The following is a 22,931-nucleotide window of genomic DNA, read 5'->3' on the forward strand; positions in this document are numbered from 1 at the left end:
ACCCATTCATCTATTGATTAGAAAAAATAATGACTAATTTCACGGCTTTTAAATTATAGGTATGAAAAAGATAAGCCTACTCCTGTTTTTTGTTAGCCTTCTTTTAGTTGCTAGTGGCACGAGTTGTTATGCAAGTAAATTACAGAAAGATACTACAAATGTAGGAGCTGATGATGATGGATTTACAACTGTTGGATCGAAGGAAGATAGTATAGCGAACAACATCAAACATGACACCGTAAAGAAAGATACTGCAGCCGCATCTAAAACAGTAGCAAAGCTAATAATCCAGAATAAGAAGAAACTAACACTTTGGGAAACCTTTGTAAAAGGATTGTTAGGCGGTTTTCTAGCCTTTTTAATGCCCTGTATTTTCCCTATGGTGCCTTTAACCGTAAGTTATTTTATGAAAAAAGGCGGTAGCAGGAAAAAGGGAGTTGCTCAGGCTATCATTTATGGTCTATCAATTATCGTAATTTACGTTGCGTTCGGATTGCTAATTACCGTGCTTTTTGGTTCAGCAAAATTGAACGAACTCAGTAGTAGTGGCACATTTAATTTCGTATTTTTTATACTCCTTGTCATTTTTGCGGTCTCCTTTTTTGGTGCTTTCGAAATTACCTTGCCGAGTTCTTTTGTAAATAAAATAGATGCAAAGGCAGATAATACAAAGGGACTTGGAGGACTTTTTTTTATGGCTGCTTCTTTGGCATTGGTTTCTTTTTCTTGTACCGGACCAATTATAGGCACTTTATTGGTTGATGCCAGTTCTAAAGGCGAATTGCTTGGCCCTGCAATTGGGATGTTCGGCTTTGCCCTAGCCCTTGCATTGCCATTTACACTATCGGCCATATTCCCGGGTTTTTTAAATAGCATGCCAAAATCTGGTGGCTGGCTCAACAGCGTTAAAGTTTGTCTCGGTTTTCTGGAGTTAGCTTTGGCGCTTAAGTTTTTGTCTTCAGCAGATTTGGTTTGGCATTGGGAATGGTTTGATCGCGAAATCTTCTTGGTTTTATGGATTGTAATATTTGCCCTGATGGGATTGTATCTACTAGGTAAATTGAAATTCTCTCACGATAGCGACTTAGCGTATATAAGCGTGCCAAGACTCTTGTTGGCAATTTTGTCTATCTCATTTTCAATTTATATGGTACCAGGATTGTGGGGGGCTCCGGTAAGTGTGTTAAGTGGCTTAGCACCCCCAATGAATACCCAAGATTTTATTTTATCGAGCGGAGATTCAGCTAGCGATAACTCCAAAGCATCTTTAGATTTTCCAAAAAAGGTTAAATACGATGATGTACTGCACCCACCATTAGGGTTTAAAGTATTCTTTGACCTAGAAGAGGGGGTTGCTTATGCAAAAACTGTAAACAAGCCAATTATGCTCGATTTTACTGGGCATACTTGTGTAAACTGCAGGAGGATGGAAGATGAAGTTTGGGTAAAACCTTCCGTTGGAAAGCTAATTAAAGAAGAATTTGTATTAATCCAGCTTTATGCTGACGATCGCAAGATAAAAATGCCAGCAAACAAAGTTCATTATTCCGAAATTTTAAGGCATGACACCGATGATCTTGGAAGATGGAACTTAGATTTTCAAGCCACAAAATATGGGGCTAACTCTCAGCCTTATTATGTATTGGTTGGCCATGACCTGGTTCCATTGGTAGATCCGCAAGGTGCTATCTTTGATGAAAAGGAATATGCGGCATATTTGCAAAGTGGCTTAGATAAATTTAAAGCGAACAACAAATAAATGAGTACGATCAAAAATATAGGGGTATTAACCTCAGGAGGTGATTCGCCGGGGATGAATGCAGCCATTCGAGCTGTTGTTAGAGCAAGTTTATACCACGATGTAAATGTGACGGGAATTTTGAAGGGCTACGAGGGATTGATCAATGCGGACTTTATGCCTATGGATATCAAATCGGTGGCAAATATCATCCAACGTGGAGGAACCATCCTTAAAACTGCCAGAAGCGAAGCGTTTAAAACAAAGGAAGGAAGAGAGCTCGCCTATAAAAACTTACAGGAGAGCGATATTGATGCCCTAGTTGTTATTGGAGGAGATGGTACTTTTACCGGAGCAGATGTATTTGCTAGAGAATTTAATTTTCCGGTAATTGGTTTGCCGGGCACCATAGACAATGATCTAGCAGGAACAGACTTTGCGATAGGATACGATACAGCCATCAATACCGTAGTAAATGCGGTCGACAAAATTAGGGATACTGCCGAATCACACGATAGATTATTTATCGTAGAGGTTATGGGTCGCGATTCGGGACTAATTGCATTGAGAAGCGGAATTGGGGTTGGCGCCGAAGCCATCATGATTCCCGAGGCGAAAATGGATGTAGAGGATCTGATCTTTAGGTTAGAAAACGGAAGAAAGGATAAGGCTTCTAAAATCATTATTGTAGCCGAGGGCGATGAAGCAGGAGGAGCTTATAATGTTGGCGAAGTGTTAAAGAAAAAGTTCCCAAATACAGATATTCGGATTTCAGTTCTTGGCCATATCCAGCGGGGAGGCAAGCCAAGCTGTATGGATAGAGTTTTGGCTAGCCGTTTAGGCGTGGCTGCCGTAGAGGGATTGTTAAATGGTAAAACCGATGTAATGGCAGGTCAGATCAATAAGGAAATTGTATTTACCCCATTTTCTCAGGCCATTAAACACATTGATGCACAAAAAATTACACCCACTTGGTTAAGGTTGGTTGAGATACTTTCGTTGTAGCAGGGAGCATAGGGCACCGAGCATGGTAGCCCTGCGCTCTTTGCCCCACGCACCTAGTCTTCAAGCACCACCGCGGTTCCACTAGCGGTAACCATGAGCATGCTTCCTCCGTTACCTACGGTTTCGTAATCTAGGTCTACCCCAATAATTGCGTTTGCGCCCAATGAGGCTGCATATTGCTGCATTTCATTTACTGCAGTGTTTTTTCCTTCACGCAATACTTGTTCATAGGATCCAGATCTTCCGCCTACGATATCCCGTATACCTGCAAATAAATCTTTAAATATATTAGCGCCAATAATGGTTTCTCCGGTTACAAGACCAATGTATTTTACTATTCTCTTGCCTTCTACTGTGTTTGTTGTTGTTATTAACATGGTTTTTGAGGTTGATTTCACCGATCGTTGTTCGGTTTATATTCAGATGCTTTGAAGGGGAGAATGTTACAAATGGGGTCATACTTTCCACCACCTTAGAATGCTAAGAAACCTAAGGAATGCACCTAAGACGAGTTAATATTTTTAGTCCAGTTATCCTTAGGTTTCTCAGGTGCGCTAAGGTGGTGAAAGAGTGAAAGCCCTACAATAGTTTTTCCAACACCTCATCCCAGTTGTTTACCCTTTCATAATCGGTGAGCAAGAGGTTATGTGGAGAAGTGAATAATAAAGATCTGCCTTTAAAATTGATAAAATTTTTGGCTCTATCATCAATCATGACATCAGTACTTACGATTTTTTCTCCACAGAAGATAATGTTTTTCCAGCTGATAAAAGGTAAATGCTCAGCTAGCCAATGGTATTTGTCTTCGAGCGAGTTTGGAAATTCCATTGCAGCAGAAACGATATATACCTCATGTTTTTCCTGCAGTTTTTGGATGGCTTCGATACTGCCCTCAATGATGGGAAGATTTCTAAAAAAGCCCTTTTCATTAATATAATCGAACCATTTGTTATTGATGTGTTCAGGCACATGGTGATAGATCTCATTACCGGGTTCAAGTTTTAGGTCTAATGGAATACCGTAATCCCTATTATAAAGTTCGATGAATTTGGCAATTGGATCTGCAATTACTTCATCCATGTCTATGGCTATTTTCATTGCGCAAATATAGTCATCGGATGACTTAAGTCATCCGATGACTAAAAAATTTGCTTATAATCAATCATTTACTTACTTTTGCATCCCCGCAAGCACGAAGCTCCGGGAACTATGTTGAATACATAAACTTAAAAGAAAAATGGCAACTAAAATCAGATTGCAAAGATTCGGTAAAAAGGGGAAACCTTTTTTCCACGTGGTAGTAGCGGATTCTCGCTCTCCAAGAGATGGTAAATTTATTGAGCGTTTAGGTTCTTATAACCCAAATACCAATCCAGCTACCATTGAAATTAACTTCGAAAAAACTTTAGACTGGGTAAATAAAGGTGCACAACCTACAGATACCGCACGTGCTATCCTATCTTACAAAGGTGTTTTGTATAAAAAACACTTAGAAGGTGGGGTTAAAAAAGGCGCTTTAACTGCAGAACAAGCTGATGCTAAATTTGCTGAATGGTTGCAAGCTAAAGGTGGTCAGATTGAAGGTAAAAAAGAAAGTTTAACCGCAACTAAAGGCGAAGCTAGAAAAGCTGCATTAGCTGCTGAAGCTAAGAAAAATGCTGATCGCGCTGCGGCAATTGCGTTAAAAAACGCACCGGTAGAAGAGGTTGTTGAAGAAGAAGAAGTAGCGGAAGAAGCTCCAGTTGCTGAAGCTGCTGCTGAAACTACAACTGAAGAGGCTGTTGCTGAAACTCCATCTGTTGAAGAAGAAGTTGCTGTTGCTGAAGAAGCTCCGGTTGCTGAAGCTGCAACGGAAGAAGTTGCTGAAGAAGCACCGGTAGAAGAAGCTCCAGCGACGCAGGAAGCTGTTGCTGAGACTGCAACGGAAGATATTGCTGAAGAAACTCCTGCTGTAGAGGAAGCGCCAATTGCTGAGACTGCTACAGAAGAGGCACCAGTGGCCGATGCTTCAACAGAAAAAGAAACAAAAGAAGAAGCATAGTCTTAAGATTTTTGTTTTAACTTATAATAGCGTTCTGGTATTCAGAACGCTATTTTTATTTAACCCCTAAGTCCCCCTAAGGGAAATGAGTTTATGAATAAAGAAGAATCATTTTATATCGGTTACATTACAAAAACCAAAGGGTTAAAGGGAGAAGTACAATTGTATTTTGAGTTTGATGCGTACGAAGATTTGGATCTGGATGTGCTTTTTGCAGATATGAACGGCAAAATGGTTCCTTTTTTTGTAGAATCACATAAATTATACCCCAACCAAACGGGTTTGTTCTATTTTGATGACGTAGACCATATCGATAAGGCTCAGGCATTGGTCAAAAAGAAAATCTATCTACCATTAAGCAAAATGCCCGAACGTGGGGAAGATGATTTTAGCTATAATGACCTTAAAGGATTTACGGTAACAGATGAAACCCATGGTGAATTGGGAGAAATTATCGATATTAATGAATATCCACAGCAATTTGTTGCCACGGTACGCTACAAAGAGAAAGAAGTATTGTTCCCATTAAATGAAGATATGATCGTAGAGATCGATGAAGAAGCCAAAACCTTAATAGTCGATTTGCCTGAGGGATTGCTTGATCTTTATTTAAACGGATAATTGGGTAATTGTTTAAACTGGTTAACTGTTTGTTCACTTTCAGTTTAACCAGTTCATCTCCCGATAGCTATCGGGATTATACCGTTAACCGAAATTATGGTGCAGTTTTTGGGGGTAGGTTATGATGAAACATTCCCTACTACTTCTCATTATCATTGCATTTTTCTGCAGTTGCGGAAACAATAGGCAAGAACCCCAACAACCATCGTCTACTAGTAATCCAGATACAGCAGTTAAAGTTCCTTCAGTCGCTGAAAAAGGCGTAGGGATCAGTCAGCAAGATTCGATTAAGGCTACAGGTCAGCAAGTATTGGCCTTCTTAAAAAATCGAAATTATGCAGAACTGATCAAGTATTTTTCAAACGAAGGAGTACTATTTTCGCCCTATGGCTATGTAGACACGCCAAAGTGTAAAAAATTAGCTCCCTCAGATTTTTTAGAATCCATAAATAAAAATTGGGTGCTCACCTGGGGAAATGCTGACGGGACTGGTGATCCGATTAGGTTGACGGTTAAAAACTACCTCAAAAAATTCGTGTACAATGCCGATTACCTGAATGCCGAAGCGGTAGGCTACGATGAGATTATTAAAAAAGGAAATACACAGGTTAACCTTCAATCCATTTACCCAAAGCACCATTTTATCGATTATTATTTTAGCGGGTTCGACCAAAAAAATGAAGGGATGGATTGGACAAGCCTAAAACTAGTATTCGAAAAACAGGATGGACAGTACTTTTTGGTGGCGGTTATTCATGATCAATGGACGATATAGCGTTTGGCGGGAAGTGTTTGGCGCACAGCGGCCCCTTAAACTGCCAATGCAAGATGCCGATGTCTAACCCCAGAGCCACGGCGACACTAGGGAATGTTGTTTAATTTTAAGATCTTCTTTCTCAACCACCTTAGGCGGCTTAGGCACCTCAGGTTATGAACTCAGGTTTGCGTTTCTCTGCGGTTTCCTTTTCACCATATGGAAATCGTAGTAAAGATATTAGAGGGTTAAGCTAAATATCCTTTTTTCGTGCCCGGAGACTTTGGAGTAGTTGTGCTAATAAGGGCTCAATTATATTAAAGTTCTAATTTTTGTAAAATAATTTAATCTTTTTGTAAATTTTACTTGACATTGTTGTAAACTTTGTTTTACATTTGTTAAAACAAACTTGATGCGCAACTTGGGTTTATTATTTAACTTAAAAATTTAAGAGATGAAAACAAAATACTTATTGCCAAATTATTTTATTAAGATCGGACTAGTTTTATTTCTGTTGACCTTAGGTTCCAATTATTATGCCGAGAGCTATACACCACCAATGGATACTAAGCTAAATGCTTCGTTTGCAAAGGGAAATCGGCCCTATAAGTACTATTTTTTTAAGAATGAAAAAAAATTAATGTTCAGTGCAAGGTCTATTGAAGAATTTAGATATAATTATAAAGTTCATAAGCAGCTTGAGATAAGAGATCGGTTTGACCGGATTAACTTTTTGATTTTTTATTTGGGAATGATCCTTATTGTCTGTTCGAAATTAAAAATCGAAGATGAACTTATTTCTAAGCTGAGACTCGAATCCTTAATCTGGACCCTATTTTTTTGCGGTACTATTTTAGCAATTTTTAGAATTTATTACGAATTTAATCCACAGGCGGTTGTTAGGGCAGGGTTATTTGTTGAATATGTGTATGTTCCAGATATACGTATTGCCTATTATGTAATGATCGCATTTGCGGCATTTCTACTAAGGTTTAATTACGTCGTATTTTTAAAGCCAAGGTTTTTGAAAAAGGAAGGAGGATTTCAAAATGAAAAGTAAATTCCTGTTTCCAATATGGTGCAGTATTGTTGGATATTTATTGGCAATCCCAGGCTTTATCTTGGGCTATTTGAGCGTACTTAAAAATTATGAAATTCCGGGTTTTGGATTTCGGTTGCGGGAGAAGGATAGATTATTTGAGAAGGCATTTGAAAATTTTACCAATGAACTGGCCGTCTTTCTTGTGGTTATTGGCCTACTTTTAATCGCATTTTCGAAGAACAGAAAAGAAGATGAATTAAGTGCTAAGGTAAGGCTCAATTCGTTGTACTGGAGCGTGATGATTTTTTACATTCTGCTCTTTTTAAACGTTCTTAGCGGAATAACAGTAGGAGAGATTCCCTTCGTTGGAGATCATACATTTGAGCTCACGATCTTTATGGTACTGATTATTTTTATCGCACGGTTTACCTATTTAAGCGTAATAAGAAAAGAAAGTTACGGTATGGGTAAACTGAGATTTCTGCCAAACCGACCCTTTAAGGTCATTGGCATTATCCTGTCGGTTGTAAGTTTGACACTCTTAATTTCTACAACGTTTTACAAGTTTACTTTCGGTAACAGCGTAGATGATTATGCTTATTCGGGCTGTATTCTTGGGCTATTTATTTGGTCTTTTTCTAAAAATAAAATTGAAGATGAAATGACGATGCAACTTCGTTTAGAAAGTTTGCAATTGGCTATCTACTTTAATTACGCCCTTTTGTTGGTGGGAACCTTGTTGTTTTATTCTGTAGACTATTTATTTGTGCTTGGGTTTTCCTCCCTTTCTTTATTACTGTTCTTTGTAATCAGAATGGAATATATCAACTACAAAAACAACCAATTATTAAAAAACTTTGAAGGAGAACTGAATCATGAAAAATAACCTAAGGGTACAACGTGCCATCAAAAATATTACCCAGGCTGAGTTAGCTGATCTGATCCAGGTTTCCCGTCAAACGATAAATACCATCGAATCTGGCAAGTATGTGCCTTCAACTGTGTTGGCCTTAAAAATGGCAAAGGTTTTTGATAAACCGGTTGAGGAGATCTTTGAGCTGGAGGAGCTAGACTATAGTTAGGCGTTATGCGTTTGGCGATGTGCGATCGCATGACGCTTATCGCCATACGCCAAACTATTCTTACATTTGCCCCATGCGTTTCGATATCATATCCGTTTTGCCCGATCTATTGATCAGTCCATTTGCCCACTCTATTTTACAGCGGGCACAGAAGAAGGGAATTGCCGAAATTGTGGTTCATAATCTACGGGATTATGCTACCAACAAACAAAAAAGTGTAGACGATTATCCTTATGGAGGGGGAAGCGGAATGGTGATGAGCATTGAGCCATTTGCAGCATGTATTGAGAAACTGCAGGGCGAACGTAAGTACGATGAAGTGATATTTATGAGCCCCGATGGTGAAACCTTAGATCAGGGCATAGCCAACCAGCTTTCCATCCAAAAGAACATCATCATTTTATGTGGACATTACAAAGGAATTGATCAGCGCATTAGAGAAATTTATGTGACGAGGGAAATCTCAATTGGCGATTACGTGTTATCTGGTGGAGAGTTGCCAGCTGCGGTTTTGGTTGATGCAGTGGTGCGTTTGGTTCCTGGAGTGTTGAACGATGAAACCTCAGCTTTATCCGACAGTTTTCAGGGAGATCTACTGGATGCACCCATTTATACCCGTCCGGCTGATTGGCGCGGGCATAAAGTGCCTGATGTGTTGTTAAGCGGACACGAAGCAAAAATTAACGAATGGAGACACGATGAAGCGGTTAAACGAACCCGAGAGAGAAGACCTGATTTGCTAGAGTAGTTGGGAGTTGAAAGTCCGAAAGTCCGAAAGTCCGAAAGTCTGAAAGTCTGAAAGTCTGAAAGTCTGAAAGTCTGAAAGTCTGAAAGTCTGAAAGTCTGAAAGTCTGAAAGTCTGAAAGTCTGAAAGTCTGAAAGTCTGAAAGTCTGAAAGTCTGAAAGTCTGAAAAAATTTTAACTTATAAAGGTATAAAATCTGAGTAATCTTTATCCCGATAGCTATCGGGACTGTGAAATCATCCGCGAAGCGAAAGTTGGGAGTTGTGAGCTTAGCTCAAATCGGTGTAATCATCTATAATCCCTGCCTGCCGGCAGGCAGGTGCGTAATCATCCGCAAAGCGAGATGTTGAAAAAACCTAAATTGTTAGAAAATAAATTTATTTCACACTTCACTTTTATTTTTAAAATAAAATCCCTAATATTGCAGTCCGATTTTAAACAACAAAAAATCGGCTTAATAGCTTAAAATCATGGATTTAGTAAAATTTGTAGAAGAGCAGGTAATCGCGAAAAATGAGTTTCCTTCTTTCAAATCAGGAGATACAGTGAGTGTTCACTATAAAATTCGCGAAGGTAATAAAGAACGTATTCAAATTTATCAAGGGGTTGTTATCCAACGTAACAGCGCTGGTGCAAACGAAACGTTTACTGTGCGTAAAATGAGTAATGGAGTTGGCGTAGAACGTATCTTCCCAATTAACTCTCCAAACATCGATAAAGTAGAAGTTAACAGTTACGGTAAAGTACGTAGAGCCAAGTTGTTCTATTTACGTGAATTAACTGGTAAAGCTGCGCGTATCAAATCTTTAAGAAAATAATATCCTTCAACAAAAGATATAACCTTCACGATTAAATCGTGGAGGTTTTTTTGTTTATTAACGATGGACATCGCTAGACGCTTAGCGCCAAACGCCAAACTATTCTTACCTTTGCGCCACCAAATAAATTGAAATGAAAGCATTGTTAAAAAAATACGAAGAGAAACAGCCCGAGATTGTTTTCGAATGGAAAGATAAAGAATCGGAGGCCGAAGGGTGGGTGGTGATCAATTCTTTACGCGGCGGTGCAGCCGGTGGTGGGACCAGGATGAGAAAAGGATTAGACAAACGTGAGGTCGAATCGCTGGCCAAAACCATGGAAGTAAAATTTACTGTTTCTGGTCCGCCAATTGGGGGCGCGAAATCGGGGATAAACTTTGATCCCGCAGATCCTCGAAAAAAAGAAGTATTGGAACGTTGGTACAAAGCGGTAATGCCTTTGCTGAAAAGCTATTACGGTACTGGTGGAGATCTAAATATTGATGAAATTCATGAGGTAATCCCCATTACAGAAAGTTATGGATTATGGCACCCGCAAGAAGGTGTGATCAGTGGGCATTACCAGGCTAGGGAGAACGAAAGAATCCATCAGATCGGACAATTACGCTACGGTGTTTCAAAAGTATTGGAAGATCTAGCGTATACACCTGATATCAAAAGAAAATATAAGGTAGCCGATATGATTACCGGCTATGGCGTAGCAGAAGCTATTAGGCACTACTATAATATCTGGGGTGGAGAATTGAACGGAAAAAAAGCAATTATCCAAGGATGGGGGAATGTTGCAGCGGCAGCAGGTTATTATTTGGCACAACAGGGCGTAAAAATTGTTGGTATTATAGATCGAGTAGGCGGATTAATAAAGCCAGAAGGATTTACGGAGCAGGAGGTAAAAACGTTATTTAATAATAGAGTAAATAATACGCTTATCGCCGATAATTTAATTCCTTTTGCTGAGGCTAATGAAAAAATATGGAACGTGGGTGCAGAGATCTTCGTACCAGCAGCTTCGTCTAGATTAGTTCAACAAGCGGAGGTAGATCAAATGATCAGCAACGGACTAGAGGTAATTTCCTGTGGCGCCAATGTACCCTTTGCGGATAAGGAAATTTTCTTCGGAAGTATTATGGAGCATGCCGATAATCATGTTGCCGTAATACCAGATTTTATCGCCAACTGTGGCATGGCGAGGGTTTTTGCCTACCTTATGCAACGAAATGTAGAAATGAGCGACGATGCGATATTTTCTGACGCTTCATACATTATTCAAAACGCCTTGCAAGCCGTTTATACCACATCTAATAAAAGAACAAACCTATCAAGTACAGCATTTGAAATTGCACTGAAACAGTTAGTATAATGGACAATCAGTTTTTTGAACAAGTAATTTGGGGAAATACCGTACAAGCTTATTTTTGGTTTGTAGGCATCATTTTGCTGGGCTTGATATTGAAAAGATTTGTTTCTAGAGTTTTAAGCCAACTTTTATTTAAGTTATTCAAAAAATTTGCCGATGAGGTAAAAATAGACACTTTTATTGCGCTTCTTCTAAAACCTTTCGAGTTTTTCATTACCCTGTCAACGCTGTATTTGGCAATAAACCAACTCGAACACCCCCTTGAAGTTGAAGTATTCCACTACTATAAACTAGTTGATAATGTAAAGGTTCTACAGGCCTTTACTTGGGGAGAATTATTAGACAAGACATTTTTATTTTTTATTATTCTTTCATTCTTTTGGATCATTTTAAGGATCATAGATTTTATAGCACATGTGTTTACGTACAAAGCTATTAAGTCTGAAAATAGGGCCGATGATCAATTGGTTCCTTTTTTAAAAGAACTTTTTAAGTTTGTCATTTACTTTATTGGTTTCTTTGTTTTATTGGGATATGTTTTTGAAGTAAACGCACTTAGTCTTATTACGGGTCTGGGTATTGGAGGTATTGCCATCGCGCTAGCAGCAAAAGAGACCCTAGAGAATCTAATTGCTTCATTTACCATATTTATAGACAAGCCGTTTACAGTAGGCGATCTGATAAAAGTTGATGGCGTTGAAGGAACCATCGAAAAAGTGGGCTTTAGGAGTACAGTTTTACGGAGTACGGATAAAACAACCATTATTATCCCCAATCGGGCGATGATTGATGGTGTACTCGAAAATATGACGAGAAGAAATTTCCGTAGGGTTAAATTTAATATAGGCATTACCTACGAAACAGGAGCGGACAAGATCAAGGACATCATAGCAGATATCAATCAGTTTTTAGCCCAAAACCCACATACAACCGATGCTGCGGTAACTTTTGATAGTTTTGCCGATTCGGCGCTAAATATCCAAGTGTTGTATTTGGTAGAAAACATTGAGTTTAACGATTACCTTAAAATTAAAGAAGAGGTTAATTTTAAAATCATCGAAATTGTTCAGCAACATGGCTCAGATTTCGCTTATCCAACACAGCGGACTGTGGTTGTAGAGAAGTCTTAAGTTTGGAGTTGGTAGTCATGTGTCTGCTTACCTTTGTTACAATTACAAACGAAAAGGAGGAGATGTTAGGTCGACTTTGACCATTAAGAAATTAAGACCATTAAGAGGTAGATAATCTAGCTTAATTCTGCTAAAACAGTAACTCCTCCCCTAACTCGTCCTCGTTTGCAACGAGGATGTATGAAACCTGCGATTGTATCGCAATTTGGAAAAATAATCTTTTGAAATTAAAGCTACACAGATCCTTTACTAAGTAGATATCTAGCTTAATTCTGCTAAAACAGTAACTCCTCCTTTAACTACTTCGCCAAGGACTAATTTAACATCAGTACCTACAGGCAAGAAAATATCAACCCTTGAGCCGAATTTGATAAAGCCAAACTGCTCGCCCTGTACTACCTGATCGTCTTTTTTAACGTACCATACAATTCTACGGGCCAATGCACCAGCTATTTGCCTGAAAAGGATGGGCGTTCCATTTTTATGTTCAACAACTGTGGTGGTACGTTCGTTTTCGGTGCTAGATTTTGGGTTCCAGGCCGCTAAATACTTACCTGGATGATATTTGAAAAATTTAACGATACCAGAAATAGGATTACGGTTAATGTGCACGTTAATGGGCGACATGAAAATCGAAACCTGTAAGCGCTTATCTTTAAAGTATTCGTCTTCTTCTGTTTCTTCAATTACTACAACCTTTCCATCAGCAGGGCAGATCACTAAATTTTCACCATTAGTGAAAGTACGCGTAGGGTTTCTGAAAAATTGGAGTACAATTATAAATAGTGCAAAGGACACGATGTAGATTAACCAGCGCAACCAACCCAGATCAGCAAATTTATAATCAACAAATGCGTTGAGAACGAAAATAAACAAAATGGTAAGTGCAATAGTGGTATAACCTTCTTTATGGATAGTCATTGATTTCTGATTTGAATGCAAAATTCGGAAAAATTTATGGTTTTAGGTAGTCATCGGATGATTTAAATCATCCGATGACTCTAGGAGCCTTAGATAGCCCGATAAATATCCTTCAAATTTCTGCCAAGCCCGTTATAGTCCAAGCCATAACCTACCACAAACTCATTGGGAATCTCAAAACCCACGTACCTTAGTTCATTAATAGGTTCTTTTATGGCTGCGGGCTTAGATAATAAGCTACAAATAGTTACTGATGCAGGTTTTTGGGCATACACTTTTTCTAAGATATAGGTTAGGGTAAGGCCCGTATCTACAATGTCTTCTACAATAATTATATCGCGGTTGTTCAGGTCATCGGGCAAACCAAATGCTTCCTGAATTTGACCAGTGCTTTCGGTACCGAGGTAAGACGCAACCCTAATAAATCCTACTTCGCAAGAAATGGTTATCTCTTTTAGCAGATCGGCCATGAATAAAAAACTTCCATTTAATACGCCGATAAAAACAGGGCAACGGCCTTCGTAATCTACATTTAACTGGATGCCGATTAATCGTGTGCGCTTAGAAATCATGTCATTTTCTAACAGGATTTCGAAGTCTTTATCGTGGATCTGTATTTTGTTCATATTTTTAATTCAGACTTACGAGTCTTAATACTTCATAAGTCTAGGTAGGATTTTCTTTTTGTTTCTTTCGCTCTTCTCTCTTTTCTTGCCGTAATTGTTTCTTAGTTTTAACCGTATCCGCTTTAGGTGGGGCTTTGGTTATCGTATCTTTTTTGGGTTGTCCGAATAAACGATCGAACAGGTTCTTTGATTTGTCCTGCATTCCGCCTGGTGGCATGGCCTCGTCCTCATCAGCTTCTATTTTTGCGGTATCAATTACCACTGAATCGGGAAGGAGATACTGTCTTAATCCCTCACGGAGCCTTACTCCATAAAAACCATATCCTGCGCTATCTACAGGAGTTAAGCCTCTACGGGCCATCGTGTTTCCTATAAAGGTGAAGTATTTATAAAGATATTCCTTTAAGCTTCCATCACTCATAAATTTATACAGTGCGGCTTTAGGCTTTGGAACAATGTTAGCCAGAAAAATCCCTTCACCTATGGTTAGTTCGGCTGGTGTCTTACCAAAATAATGACGGGAGGCCTCTCCAATTCCATATACATTCTGCCCCATTTCGATAATGTTGAAATAAACCTCCAACATGCGTTGCTTACTTATTAATCGGTTATTCTCGATCAGCCAAACAATTAGGATTTCTTCCGCTTTGCGGGCTAAAGTTTTCTGGCGACTTAAAAAGACATTTTTAACCAATTGCATAGAAATGGTACTCCCCCCTCTTTTAAAGCGTTTTTCTTTAAAATTAACAGCTATGGATTTTCTGATCGATTCCTCTACAAAACCATGGTGCCTAAAAAACGAAGGGTCTTCTGAAGTTAAGAGCGCATTTTTAAAGTTGGGTGAAATGTTTTCCAATCTTGTAAAATTCGGGTTTGAGGGCCCGATGGTGATATTCCGCATTGGCTTCCCATATTCGTACGGGGTATACACAAAGTCGGCATTAATTTTTTGCAGATTGTTTTTGCCCCATTTCACAATTTTGAAATTGGTGGGCGTTAAGGTGGAGTTAAATTTTACGCTATCTGGGATCGAAGAATCCAGGTAAAAATCAAGGTTGTATTTTAACTTTCCTTGAACTTTAATGCCTTCTAAAGATTCGAACAGTCCCAAGGGGAAAGAATCAAAAATAGCCTGCGCATCCTGTTCATCGGCTTTGATTTTGAGCTCGTAAATTTTATTAGGAGAGAGGGTATATTTTAAATAGGGGTGTACCGAAGCACTTTTTAGAAATACAGTTGAGGTACTATCTAAACTGATGTAATTCTCTCCGATCAGCATATCTGCATCAATTTTTGCACGGGGCACGATAACATCAGCGTTAGAGATCCGCTTTTGATTGATCACCAGATTTTTTACAGACCATGCCCCAGAAATTTTGTAATCGTCGCCACTATAATCGGCCTCCTTCATTTCTGTGGTAACGGTATCAAAGCTAACTTTGGTATGCAGCTTTTGTTCGAGATATTGGGGAAGCTCTACCTTTTTTCCCTCTGCAAAAAGCATTACGTTTAGCCTTTTACTGCCTGGATTTAACTTGCCGTTTAGATGCCAAGTTGCAACAGTATCATTAACCGTGATATTCGATATTAACTTACCATTATCTATTGTTGCTTTTGTGGTTAGGAATTTAAGGGAAGCTGTATCATTATCGTTCAATTTAAGCAAGAAGTTTTTAACTTCCATATCATCGGGAATCTTATAAAAAACCTCATTCAATAAATCGTTGGCCAAATCGCCTAGATTTACTTTGTGGGTACTTACACTATCCTTCTTTTTTCTTTTGAGGATGAAATCAATGTTAGTTAGCGAGTCTCTCAAAACCACGGTTAATTTTCCCTCGTTAAGGTTAATTTCTGATAATTTTACCGTACCAAAAAGCAAAGGGAATATTTTTACCCCGATAGTGATGTCGTTGATGGTTGAGAGCGTGTCTCGATCTTTCGGTACAACAGAAATATTCTTCATGTTTACGGTACTTAATCCGGTAAATCCTGCAGACCCAATTTTTATTTTAAGCCCATAGTTTGCATCCGCTTTTGCGATTGCTTTAGCCATCATTTTTTTTAGCAGGGCTTCGCGTTTACTATAGGCCAATGCGCCCAGAGAAATAAATAAGCATAAAAAGACACCTAAAACCCACACACCAATCTTCACGTATTTTTTAGGAATATTAATTTTTGGTAGCTGCATAAACTAATTTAGAAGTAATTGTTAAACAAACGCTTATGGCAAATGTTTATTTCGTGTGAAGTTATTCATGTTTTCATCTGTCACACGGAGTTCGACGAAGTTACAAGTAAATTGTTTGCCTCGTCTCAGTTCCTGTGAAGATATTAATTGTATTTCATCTGCCACAAGGAGTTCGACAACTGACAAATAATTGTCAGATTTGTCCCAGTTCGTGTTAAAATTACAACAAAAAGGGGGAACGCAAATTTTTTATGCCCATGTTTTGTTAATTTTGGGGAATGATAATTACAGCCGAGCAAGTTTTAACAGCCTTAAGAAATGTAGAAGATCCAGATTTGAAGAAAGATCTGGTTACGCTTAACATGATCAAAGATGTTAATATAGAAGGTATGACTGTTGGTTTTACCTTAGAGCTCACTACCCCCGCTTGCCCGATGAAGGAAATGTTGAAGAATGCGTGTACCAACGCAATCAAACATTTTGTTGCAGCCGATGCTATTATCAATATCAATATTACTTCGAGAGTAACCAGACCATTAGATACGACGCAATTAAAGGCGATCAAAAATATAATTTTGGTTTCATCCGGAAAAGGTGGGGTTGGAAAATCAACTGTAGCAAGTAATTTAGCCGTAACGTTAGCTGCTGATGGGGCAAAGGTAGGTTTAATTGATGCTGATATTTATGGGCCATCCGTACCCATTATGTTTGGCTTAATTGGAGCAAAACCAAGTGCCCGAGAAACCGAGGAAGGGAAAACCCTGATTTTGCCCATTGAAAAATATGGAATTAAATTACTTTCTTTAGGCTTTTTTGCAGACCCCGATCAGCCAGTGCCTTGGCGGGGACCAATGGCTTCGAATGCTATCAAACAGTTATTTAATGATGCAGATTGGGGAGAATTGGATTATTTGATCGTAGATCTTCCGCCAGGAACCGGGGATATCCACATTACTATCAGCCAAAGTTTCCCGATCGCTGGAGCGGTAATTGTAACCACCCCACAACAAGTAGCCTTGGCTGATACCAGAAAAGGCTTGGCGATGTTTAGGATGCCGGGCATTAATATTCCGGTTCTAGGGGTAATAGAAAACATGTCTTATTTTACACCAGCCGAACTACCGGAAAATAAATATTACATTTTTGGCAAAGATGGTGGCAAGGCATTAGCTGCACAATATGATGTGCCGTTCTTGGGAGAAATTCCTTTGGTGCAAAGCATTACTGCTGCGGGTGATAACGGACAACCCATATCAATGGATAAAGAAAGCCCCCTTGCTCTGGCATTTACCGAAATAGCAAGAAAAATGGCCCAGCAGATTTCTATAAATAACGTATTCACAGCGAATTGCTAAAAATTTACTATTTTTATACTTTAAAAAATATAAGATGAGTTTAACAGAACAAGTTGAGCAAGCATTAGAAACCATCAGACCATATTTAATTGCTGATGGGGGAAATGTTGCCATAGAAGAGATAACGCCAGAGCATGTTGTTAAATTAAGATTATTGGGTAATTGTGGCAACTGTAAAATGAGCTTTATGACCATGAAGGCCGGCATTGAACAGGCAATTATGAAAGCCGTTCCTGAAATTACTGGAGTTGTTGCCGTTGATTTGGCAGAACAGGTTTAGTTATTTTAACACAATTTAACTAACAAATAAAGGCATTTACACCTATTTTTGTAAAATGAAGTATAGTTTAACAATCATATTGTTGTTTTTTGTTGCTTCGGTTTTTGCCCAAGATGACACCAAGAGTAATAAATTGGTGCAGTTTTCGGGGATCATAACCGATGCCGACAGCAATGCGGTTGTGCCCTATGTAACCATTACCAACATCAGTTACAAGGAGCAAAGATACTTGGCCAATTATCAGGGCTATTTTTCTTTTGTTGCCCATACGGGCGATACCCTTGTATTTTCGGCTGTAGGCTTTACCAGCAAAACAATTGTGCTGCCCCAAGAAGTAGTAGACCGGAAGTATACGGCTAAAATACAGATCAAATCAGAAATCCAATACCTCCAAACCGTGAGGGTATATCCATGGGCAACCGTAGAGGAATTTACCAAAGATTTCCTGTCGATGAAAGTTGCAGACGATGATATGGCCATTGCCAAGAAAAATTTATCTCCAGAAAGCATTAGGGGAATGTCTTTATCCTTAAGCCGGGATGCCCAAGAAATTGGCAACTCCAATTACAGAAATAATTTTGATAGGATGGTTAATGTGAACATGCGTCAGACCAATCCCTTGCTAAACCCGTTTAATTGGGGTAAATTAATGCAGACTATCTTTGCTGGCGATAAGTTGAGAACTGAGACAAAATAATCAGTCACCAATTTGATAATGTGCAAATTTGATATTAGCTAAGCCGATCCTCAAACTAAGATGATTTGTAAGGTGTTTGCAGGCCATTAGCTAATTATCACATCCACCAATTCGCTAATCAATTACCGTTTCTTATTTTGTTTCGGAAAACGCATTTTATAATCCGTTTGTACATTTCCTTTTGAAATGGCATCGAGCTTGCTCTTGAGCAACTGTTTACGCAGTAGGGTTAGCTTATCGGTAAATAATTTACCCTCTATATGATCGTATTCGTGCTGAATTACACGGGCAGGAAAACCGGTAACTTTTTCTTTATGTTGTTTCCAATGCTCATCGTAATAGCTAATTAAGATGTTAGGTTTTCGCATTACGTCTTCTCTAACTTCGGGGATGCTTAAACAACCTTCGTTAAAAGCCCAGGGCACGCCGGTTTCTTCAAGGATTTGCGCATTGATAAATACCTTTACGTACGCTTCTTCCTCTTCATCGCCTTTGGTATCCACAATAAATAAACGAATAGGAAGCCCAATCTGGGGAGCAGCTAAACCAACCCCATTAGCATTATACATGGTTTCAAACATATTGCTAATGAGTAGTTGTAAATCAGGATATGTTTCGTCAATTTCAACACAAACTTTTTTTAAAACGGGATCGCCGTAGGCTACTATTGGTAACTTCATGCTGCAAAAATACGAAAATCCATGAATTTGTGCAAGCCTAAGGCGTTTGGCGATAAGCGGTGCAAACGCTCAGTGCAGTACGATTATCCTTCAGTTGGGTAAAACGTTAGCGAGCTTAACCGTTTTTCATCCAAAATCTCATTGGAGATATTCGCCATATCAGCTGTGCTAATGCTTCTAATTTTATTGAATACGGTTTCCAGATCATCAATTTTATGATAATCGATCAAGCTTTTTGCCATCGAAATAATCAAGCCAATTCTATTTTCCTCCCCTAAAGCAATCTGTCCGATGAATTTATTTTTTGCTTTTTGCAATTGGATTTCTGTTAGGGGATTCCCTTTGATCTTCTTAAACTCCTTGGCAATCAAGCTAAAGGCCTTATCTAGTTTTTCTTTATCGGTACCAAAATAGAGCGCAAAAATTCCTGTATCGCTCAGCGGACTATAATTGGTTTCTATGGTATAGGCAATGCCATATCTTTCACGCAGTTGTAGGTTAAGAATAGAGCTCATTCCTGTTCCACCCAGCATATTATTGAGCAACAATAAACCCGCTTTGTAGGGATGGTGCAACGAATACGCCTGCGTTCCCATCATTACATGTGCTTGGGATATCTGTTTGTTAACTGTATTGTTTTGTGCCGGATTGGAAACGGGTACAATCCTGTTCTTGGGCGAGAGATTAACCGGCACAGTCTCGTAATGTTTGGTGCCAACGCTAATGATTTTATTGAACGTGTAATTTCCAAGTACGGCCACAATAATTTCATCCGTTCGGTAATTCTCTTTTATAAACTTCAAAATGTTTTCTCGACTTAGCTTCCCTACGGTTTCGGGCGTGCCTAAAATATTTCTTCCCAATGCGTGGCCGGTAAAAAGCTGATCTTCAAAATCATCGTTGATTGCCTCTTCTGGTTGATCCAAATACGAAGTGATCTCGTCCAATACCACTCCCTTTTCTTTTTCGATCTCATCTTCTGGAAAAACAGAATGGAAAACGATATCATTAAAAAGTTCAAGTGTTCTGTCTAAATAAGGATTTAAGAACGAAGCATGGATGCAGGTATATTCTTTTGTAGTGTAGGCATTTAAATCAGCACCAACACTTTCTAAGCGGGTTAAAATCTGATTGGTATTTCGCTTTGCAGTACGTTTAAAAACCAAATGCTCAATAAAATGGGCCAGACCCATCTGACTTTCATCCTCATCTCTCGAACCACTATTGATGATGATACAAGCATGCGAGATTGGCGACGCTGCCGGAACATGCAAAAGCCTTATACCATTACCTAAAGTGTGTACGTTATATTCCATTAAAATATTTCGGTATCTTGAATGCCCAAAGTAGTGTACACGCTATCTTTTGAAGGTCTACTTAATACTATTGCAGTAAAACATAGCGCTGCAAATAGCATAAAAAATAAGTTAAATGTAATGAAGTAAGCCACAATATTAATCAAGGCACCGCTTTCTAAAAATGCCATCTTAATTATAAATGCAGTTTGGTACCTAACCAGTTTTGAACTTGTTTCCAGATTCTCTTGGGCAGTATTGCCAAGTGTTTTCTTAAATAGGCATGGGCCTATATTCACTCCAAAAATAGCAACAAGGGGCGCTACAAAAGTTATGGGGTCGGGATTGTTAAAATTAAGACTGAAATACGTCTTATCTTTTGTTAAAAGCAAAACAACACTAGCAAATAAAAATATAGATGCGCAGAAAGCAAAGTGTATAATTTGAATGGTCTTTAGTTGTGACATAGTTATTGTCTTTATCGGCTTCAAATATACAATATTGGGTGCATAAACTAACGATAGCCAATATCCATCTTCTTATCGACCCTGTCAATTTGACTTGTAAATAACTTTGGAACAGGCATTGATAAGCATAGGTATAATCAAAAAAATTATAAATTAATTATGACAACAGAAAAAGGAAGTATTTCCATACACACTGAAAACATTTTCCCTATCATCAAGAAATTCCTGTATTCGGACAATGAAATCTTTTTAAGGGAATTAGTTTCTAACGCAGTTGATGCGGTTCAAAAAATAAAACGTTTGGCTGCTTTGGGCCAATACAATGGCGAACTTGGCGAGCCAATGGTTGAGGTGAGTGTAGATGCAACAGCCAAAACCATTACCATTAGCGATAATGGATTGGGTATGACAGCCGAAGAGATCAAGAAATATATCAATCAGGTTGCTTTTTCAGGGGCTAGTGAGTTTGTAGAGAAATTTAAGGATGCCAAAGATGCCAATGAGATCATTGGTAAGTTTGGATTGGGTTTTTACTCCGCTTTTATGGTGGCCGATCTAGTCGAAATCCAAACCCTATCCTATCAAGAAGGTGCTACTCCAGCCAAATGGACCTGCGACGGAAGTACAGAATTCGAAATCTCTGATGGTAGCAGAACCACACGTGGTACGAGTATCATCCTGCACATTAATGCCGAATCAGAAGAGTTTTTAAGTGAGCAAAAACTTCAGACAATTTTAGATAAGTATGCTAAATTTTTGCCCGTACCCATTAAGTTTGGGGTTAAAACAGAGCAGGAAGAAGACGGTGAGGATGACGAAGGGAAGCCAAAATATAAATCGGTTGAAGTAGATAACATCATCAATACCACAAATCCAATCTGGACTAAAGCACCTGCTGATTTGTCAGATGAAGATTACCTCGACTTCTATAAACAACTCTATCCATTTTCTGAAGATCCGCTATTTTGGATCCATCTTAATGTAGATTATCCATTCAATTTAACGGGTGTTTTATATTTCCCTAAAGTGAAGGATGATTTTGATATGCAGCGCAACAAAATTAAGTTGTTTAGCCGTCAGGTATTTATCACGGATGAAGTTAAAGACATCGTTCCAGAATTTTTGATGTTGTTGCACGGTGTAATCGATTCGCCTGATATTCCACTAAATGTTTCAAGAAGTTTCTTGCAGGCAGATAGCAATGTGAAGAAAATTAATAGCTACATCACTAAAAAAGTAGCGGATAAACTAGCCGAACTATTTACTAAAGATCGTAAAGCCTACGAAGAAAAATGGAGTAACATTGGTCTTTTTGTTAAGTACGGAATGATCAGCGAAGAGAAATTTTACGAGAAAGGAAAAGATTTTGCGTTGCTAACCAATACAAAGGGGGATAATTTTACTTTCGAAGAATATAACGAAAAAGTTAAAGTTAACCAAACCGACAAAAATGGATCGGTAGTTTATTTATATACAACAGACCCAGAGAAACAGGATGGTTTTATCCAATCGGCAGAGAAAAAAGGATATGATGTGCTTGTGATGAACTCGCCGATTGATGGGCATTTTGTGAGCAGTTTGGAGCAGAAACTAGAGAAAACACAGTTGAAAAGGGTTGATGCCAGTGTAGCTAACAAACTCATAGAAAAAGATGAAGTTGCAGAATCAGTGCTCAGCGAAGAGCAAACAACTGCAGTAAAAACAATTTTCGAAAAAGCAATAACCAAACCAGGCTATACAGTTGAGGTTGTGGGTTTAAGTCCGGATGATAGTCCGGTTACCATTACCATGGACGAGTTTATGCGCAGGATGAAGGACATGGCAAAAATGGGAGGTGGAATGAGCTTTTATGGCAATATGCCCGATAGCTATAAAGTTGCAATCAATGGCAACCATAAATTAGTGAGCAAAATTTTAACTACTGAAGATGAAGCAGAACAGAGCAAATTCGCAAAACAAGCGGTTGATTTGGCATTGCTCTCACAAGGTATGCTCACAGGGGCCGAATTAACGGCATTTGTAAGTCGTAGTGTAGAATTAATCTAACAAATAGATTAGTTAATTTTTTTACCACATAGATACATAGA

At 38.7% G+C, this 22,931-nt stretch carries 23 protein-coding genes and 1 pseudogene; 16 read left to right on the forward strand and 8 right to left on the reverse strand.

The window, feature by feature from the left end:
- Window positions 1-61 precede the first annotated feature (61 nt).
- Entirely contained in the window at window positions 62-1,759 is a 1,698-nt protein-coding gene (locus AC6H0V_RS15265) for a protein-disulfide reductase DsbD family protein (RefSeq protein ID WP_497561059.1), read from the forward strand.
- Window positions 1,760-2,743: a 6-phosphofructokinase gene (gene pfkA / locus AC6H0V_RS15270; protein ID WP_497561060.1), complete on the forward strand. Its 984-nt coding sequence runs from the start codon at window positions 1,760-1,762 to the stop codon at window positions 2,741-2,743.
- Window positions 2,744-2,796: 53 nt separating this feature from the next.
- Here pfkA and AC6H0V_RS15275 read toward each other — a convergent pair whose 3' ends face one another.
- Both AC6H0V_RS15275 and AC6H0V_RS15280 read right to left on the reverse strand, forming a co-directional pair.
- Window positions 2,797-3,120, reverse strand: coding sequence for a heavy metal-binding domain-containing protein (locus AC6H0V_RS15275; protein WP_497561061.1), 324 nt, complete (start codon window positions 3,118-3,120; stop codon window positions 2,797-2,799).
- A 202-nt stretch (window positions 3,121-3,322) separates the two neighbouring features.
- Complete coding sequence (locus AC6H0V_RS15280; RefSeq protein ID WP_497561062.1) at window positions 3,323-3,841, reverse strand: 5' nucleotidase, NT5C type; 519 nt, start codon at window positions 3,839-3,841, stop codon at window positions 3,323-3,325.
- A gap of 139 nt (window positions 3,842-3,980) precedes the next feature.
- Between AC6H0V_RS15280 and AC6H0V_RS15285 the strand changes: the two are divergent.
- The 10 genes and pseudogenes from AC6H0V_RS15285 to AC6H0V_RS15330 form a co-directional block, all read left to right on the forward strand.
- A pseudogene (locus AC6H0V_RS15285) lies at window positions 3,981-4,520 on the forward strand (30S ribosomal protein S16); the annotation flags it as partial.
- A 357-nt stretch (window positions 4,521-4,877) separates the two neighbouring features.
- Window positions 4,878-5,405, forward strand: coding sequence for a ribosome maturation factor RimM (gene rimM / locus AC6H0V_RS15290; protein ID WP_497561063.1), 528 nt, complete (start codon window positions 4,878-4,880; stop codon window positions 5,403-5,405).
- 121 nt (window positions 5,406-5,526) lie between these two features.
- Complete coding sequence (locus AC6H0V_RS15295; protein ID WP_497561064.1) at window positions 5,527-6,180, forward strand: hypothetical protein; 654 nt, start codon at window positions 5,527-5,529, stop codon at window positions 6,178-6,180.
- A gap of 433 nt (window positions 6,181-6,613) precedes the next feature.
- Entirely contained in the window at window positions 6,614-7,219 is a 606-nt protein-coding gene (locus AC6H0V_RS15300; RefSeq protein ID WP_497561065.1) for a hypothetical protein, read from the forward strand.
- Window positions 7,209-8,087: a hypothetical protein gene (locus AC6H0V_RS15305; protein ID WP_497561066.1), complete on the forward strand. Its 879-nt coding sequence runs from the start codon at window positions 7,209-7,211 to the stop codon at window positions 8,085-8,087. The genes AC6H0V_RS15300 and AC6H0V_RS15305 overlap by 11 nt, the downstream gene beginning before the upstream one ends.
- A complete protein-coding gene (locus tag AC6H0V_RS15310) occupies window positions 8,077-8,283 on the forward strand; it encodes a helix-turn-helix transcriptional regulator (RefSeq protein ID WP_497561067.1) in 207 nt (68 codons plus the stop codon). Before AC6H0V_RS15305 ends, AC6H0V_RS15310 begins: the two co-directional genes overlap by 11 nt.
- A 73-nt stretch (window positions 8,284-8,356) precedes the next feature.
- Window positions 8,357-9,031: a tRNA (guanosine(37)-N1)-methyltransferase TrmD gene (gene trmD / locus AC6H0V_RS15315; protein WP_497561068.1), complete on the forward strand. Its 675-nt coding sequence runs from the start codon at window positions 8,357-8,359 to the stop codon at window positions 9,029-9,031.
- Between the two features lie 466 nt (window positions 9,032-9,497).
- Window positions 9,498-9,845, forward strand: coding sequence for a 50S ribosomal protein L19 (gene rplS, locus AC6H0V_RS15320; RefSeq protein ID WP_497561069.1), 348 nt, complete (start codon window positions 9,498-9,500; stop codon window positions 9,843-9,845).
- 133 nt (window positions 9,846-9,978) lie between these two features.
- Window positions 9,979-11,205, forward strand: coding sequence for a Glu/Leu/Phe/Val dehydrogenase dimerization domain-containing protein (locus tag AC6H0V_RS15325; protein WP_497561070.1), 1,227 nt, complete (start codon window positions 9,979-9,981; stop codon window positions 11,203-11,205).
- Entirely contained in the window at window positions 11,205-12,332 is a 1,128-nt protein-coding gene (locus AC6H0V_RS15330) for a mechanosensitive ion channel family protein (protein ID WP_497561071.1), read from the forward strand. The genes AC6H0V_RS15325 and AC6H0V_RS15330 overlap by 1 nt, the downstream gene beginning before the upstream one ends.
- A gap of 261 nt (window positions 12,333-12,593) precedes the next feature.
- Here AC6H0V_RS15330 and AC6H0V_RS15335 read toward each other — a convergent pair whose 3' ends face one another.
- The 3 genes from AC6H0V_RS15335 to AC6H0V_RS15345 all read right to left on the reverse strand — a co-directional run bounded on the left by AC6H0V_RS15335 (window position 12,594) and on the right by AC6H0V_RS15345 (window position 16,070).
- Window positions 12,594-13,253, reverse strand: coding sequence for a phosphatidylserine decarboxylase family protein (locus AC6H0V_RS15335; RefSeq protein WP_497561072.1), 660 nt, complete (start codon window positions 13,251-13,253; stop codon window positions 12,594-12,596).
- 89 nt (window positions 13,254-13,342) lie between these two features.
- Window positions 13,343-13,879 (reverse strand): hypoxanthine phosphoribosyltransferase, encoded by a 537-nt coding sequence (hpt, locus tag AC6H0V_RS15340; RefSeq protein ID WP_497561073.1) that lies wholly within the window; start codon window positions 13,877-13,879, stop codon window positions 13,343-13,345.
- 40 nt (window positions 13,880-13,919) lie between these two features.
- Complete coding sequence (locus AC6H0V_RS15345) at window positions 13,920-16,070, reverse strand: transglycosylase domain-containing protein (protein ID WP_497561074.1); 2,151 nt, start codon at window positions 16,068-16,070, stop codon at window positions 13,920-13,922.
- A 278-nt stretch (window positions 16,071-16,348) separates the two neighbouring features.
- Between AC6H0V_RS15345 and AC6H0V_RS15350 the strand changes: the two genes are divergently transcribed.
- The 3 genes from AC6H0V_RS15350 to AC6H0V_RS15360 are packed head-to-tail and all read left to right on the forward strand — an operon-like array spanning window position 16,349 to window position 18,402.
- Window positions 16,349-17,425 carry an Mrp/NBP35 family ATP-binding protein gene (locus AC6H0V_RS15350; RefSeq protein WP_497561075.1) on the forward strand — a complete coding sequence of 359 codons (1,077 nt, stop codon included), beginning with the start codon at window positions 16,349-16,351 and terminating at the stop codon, window positions 17,423-17,425.
- Between the two features lie 34 nt (window positions 17,426-17,459).
- The gene (locus tag AC6H0V_RS15355) at window positions 17,460-17,705 is read left to right on the forward strand and encodes a NifU family protein (RefSeq protein WP_497561076.1); all 246 of its coding nucleotides are present in this window, start codon (window positions 17,460-17,462) and stop codon (window positions 17,703-17,705) included.
- A gap of 55 nt (window positions 17,706-17,760) precedes the next feature.
- Window positions 17,761-18,402, forward strand: coding sequence for a peptidase associated/transthyretin-like domain-containing protein (locus tag AC6H0V_RS15360; protein WP_497561077.1), 642 nt, complete (start codon window positions 17,761-17,763; stop codon window positions 18,400-18,402).
- Window positions 18,403-18,524: 122 nt separating this feature from the next.
- On the opposite strand, the gene def is transcribed toward AC6H0V_RS15360, so the two are convergent.
- From def to AC6H0V_RS15375, 3 genes are all read right to left on the reverse strand, one after another.
- A complete protein-coding gene (gene def, locus AC6H0V_RS15365) occupies window positions 18,525-19,082 on the reverse strand; it encodes a peptide deformylase (protein WP_497561078.1) in 558 nt (185 codons plus the stop codon).
- An 83-nt stretch (window positions 19,083-19,165) separates the two neighbouring features.
- Complete coding sequence (locus AC6H0V_RS15370) at window positions 19,166-20,398, reverse strand: M16 family metallopeptidase (protein WP_497561079.1); 1,233 nt, start codon at window positions 20,396-20,398, stop codon at window positions 19,166-19,168.
- On the reverse strand, window positions 20,398-20,844 hold the full coding sequence (locus AC6H0V_RS15375) for a hypothetical protein (protein ID WP_497561080.1): 447 nt from the start codon (window positions 20,842-20,844) through the stop codon (window positions 20,398-20,400). The genes AC6H0V_RS15370 and AC6H0V_RS15375 overlap by 1 nt, the downstream gene beginning before the upstream one ends.
- Window positions 20,845-21,003: 159 nt before the next feature.
- On the opposite strand from AC6H0V_RS15375, the gene htpG reads away from it, so the two are divergent.
- Window positions 21,004-22,890: a molecular chaperone HtpG gene (gene htpG, locus AC6H0V_RS15380; protein WP_497561081.1), complete on the forward strand. Its 1,887-nt coding sequence runs from the start codon at window positions 21,004-21,006 to the stop codon at window positions 22,888-22,890.
- Window positions 22,891-22,931 lie beyond the last annotated feature (41 nt).

It is taken from the genome of Pedobacter sp. NO84, from assembly GCF_059703915.1.

What these genes read in the sequence shown, in the direction of transcription:
- AC6H0V_RS15265 (WP_497561059.1), top strand. Translation starts at nt 62, where the DNA reads ATGAAAAAGATAAGCCTACTCCTGTTTTTTGTTAGCCTTCTTTTAGTT.
- pfkA (WP_497561060.1), top strand. Translation starts at nt 1,760, where the DNA reads ATGAGTACGATCAAAAATATAGGGGTATTAACCTCAGGAGGTGATTCG.
- AC6H0V_RS15275 (WP_497561061.1), bottom strand. Translation starts at nt 3,120, where the DNA reads ATGTTAATAACAACAACAAACACAGTAGAAGGCAAGAGAATAGTAAAA.
- AC6H0V_RS15280 (WP_497561062.1), bottom strand. Translation starts at nt 3,841, where the DNA reads ATGAAAATAGCCATAGACATGGATGAAGTAATTGCAGATCCAATTGCC.
- rimM (WP_497561063.1), top strand. Translation starts at nt 4,878, where the DNA reads ATGAATAAAGAAGAATCATTTTATATCGGTTACATTACAAAAACCAAA.
- AC6H0V_RS15295 (WP_497561064.1), top strand. Translation starts at nt 5,527, where the DNA reads ATGATGAAACATTCCCTACTACTTCTCATTATCATTGCATTTTTCTGC.
- AC6H0V_RS15300 (WP_497561065.1), top strand. Translation starts at nt 6,614, where the DNA reads ATGAAAACAAAATACTTATTGCCAAATTATTTTATTAAGATCGGACTA.
- AC6H0V_RS15305 (WP_497561066.1), top strand. Translation starts at nt 7,209, where the DNA reads ATGAAAAGTAAATTCCTGTTTCCAATATGGTGCAGTATTGTTGGATAT.
- AC6H0V_RS15310 (WP_497561067.1), top strand. Translation starts at nt 8,077, where the DNA reads ATGAAAAATAACCTAAGGGTACAACGTGCCATCAAAAATATTACCCAG.
- trmD (WP_497561068.1), top strand. Translation starts at nt 8,357, where the DNA reads ATGCGTTTCGATATCATATCCGTTTTGCCCGATCTATTGATCAGTCCA.
- rplS (WP_497561069.1), top strand. Translation starts at nt 9,498, where the DNA reads ATGGATTTAGTAAAATTTGTAGAAGAGCAGGTAATCGCGAAAAATGAG.
- AC6H0V_RS15325 (WP_497561070.1), top strand. Translation starts at nt 9,979, where the DNA reads ATGAAAGCATTGTTAAAAAAATACGAAGAGAAACAGCCCGAGATTGTT.
- AC6H0V_RS15330 (WP_497561071.1), top strand. Translation starts at nt 11,205, where the DNA reads ATGGACAATCAGTTTTTTGAACAAGTAATTTGGGGAAATACCGTACAA.
- AC6H0V_RS15335 (WP_497561072.1), bottom strand. Translation starts at nt 13,253, where the DNA reads ATGACTATCCATAAAGAAGGTTATACCACTATTGCACTTACCATTTTG.
- hpt (WP_497561073.1), bottom strand. Translation starts at nt 13,879, where the DNA reads ATGAACAAAATACAGATCCACGATAAAGACTTCGAAATCCTGTTAGAA.
- AC6H0V_RS15345 (WP_497561074.1), bottom strand. Translation starts at nt 16,070, where the DNA reads ATGCAGCTACCAAAAATTAATATTCCTAAAAAATACGTGAAGATTGGT.
- AC6H0V_RS15350 (WP_497561075.1), top strand. Translation starts at nt 16,349, where the DNA reads ATGATAATTACAGCCGAGCAAGTTTTAACAGCCTTAAGAAATGTAGAA.
- AC6H0V_RS15355 (WP_497561076.1), top strand. Translation starts at nt 17,460, where the DNA reads ATGAGTTTAACAGAACAAGTTGAGCAAGCATTAGAAACCATCAGACCA.
- AC6H0V_RS15360 (WP_497561077.1), top strand. Translation starts at nt 17,761, where the DNA reads ATGAAGTATAGTTTAACAATCATATTGTTGTTTTTTGTTGCTTCGGTT.
- def (WP_497561078.1), bottom strand. Translation starts at nt 19,082, where the DNA reads ATGAAGTTACCAATAGTAGCCTACGGCGATCCCGTTTTAAAAAAAGTT.
- AC6H0V_RS15370 (WP_497561079.1), bottom strand. Translation starts at nt 20,398, where the DNA reads ATGGAATATAACGTACACACTTTAGGTAATGGTATAAGGCTTTTGCAT.
- AC6H0V_RS15375 (WP_497561080.1), bottom strand. Translation starts at nt 20,844, where the DNA reads ATGTCACAACTAAAGACCATTCAAATTATACACTTTGCTTTCTGCGCA.
- htpG (WP_497561081.1), top strand. Translation starts at nt 21,004, where the DNA reads ATGACAACAGAAAAAGGAAGTATTTCCATACACACTGAAAACATTTTC.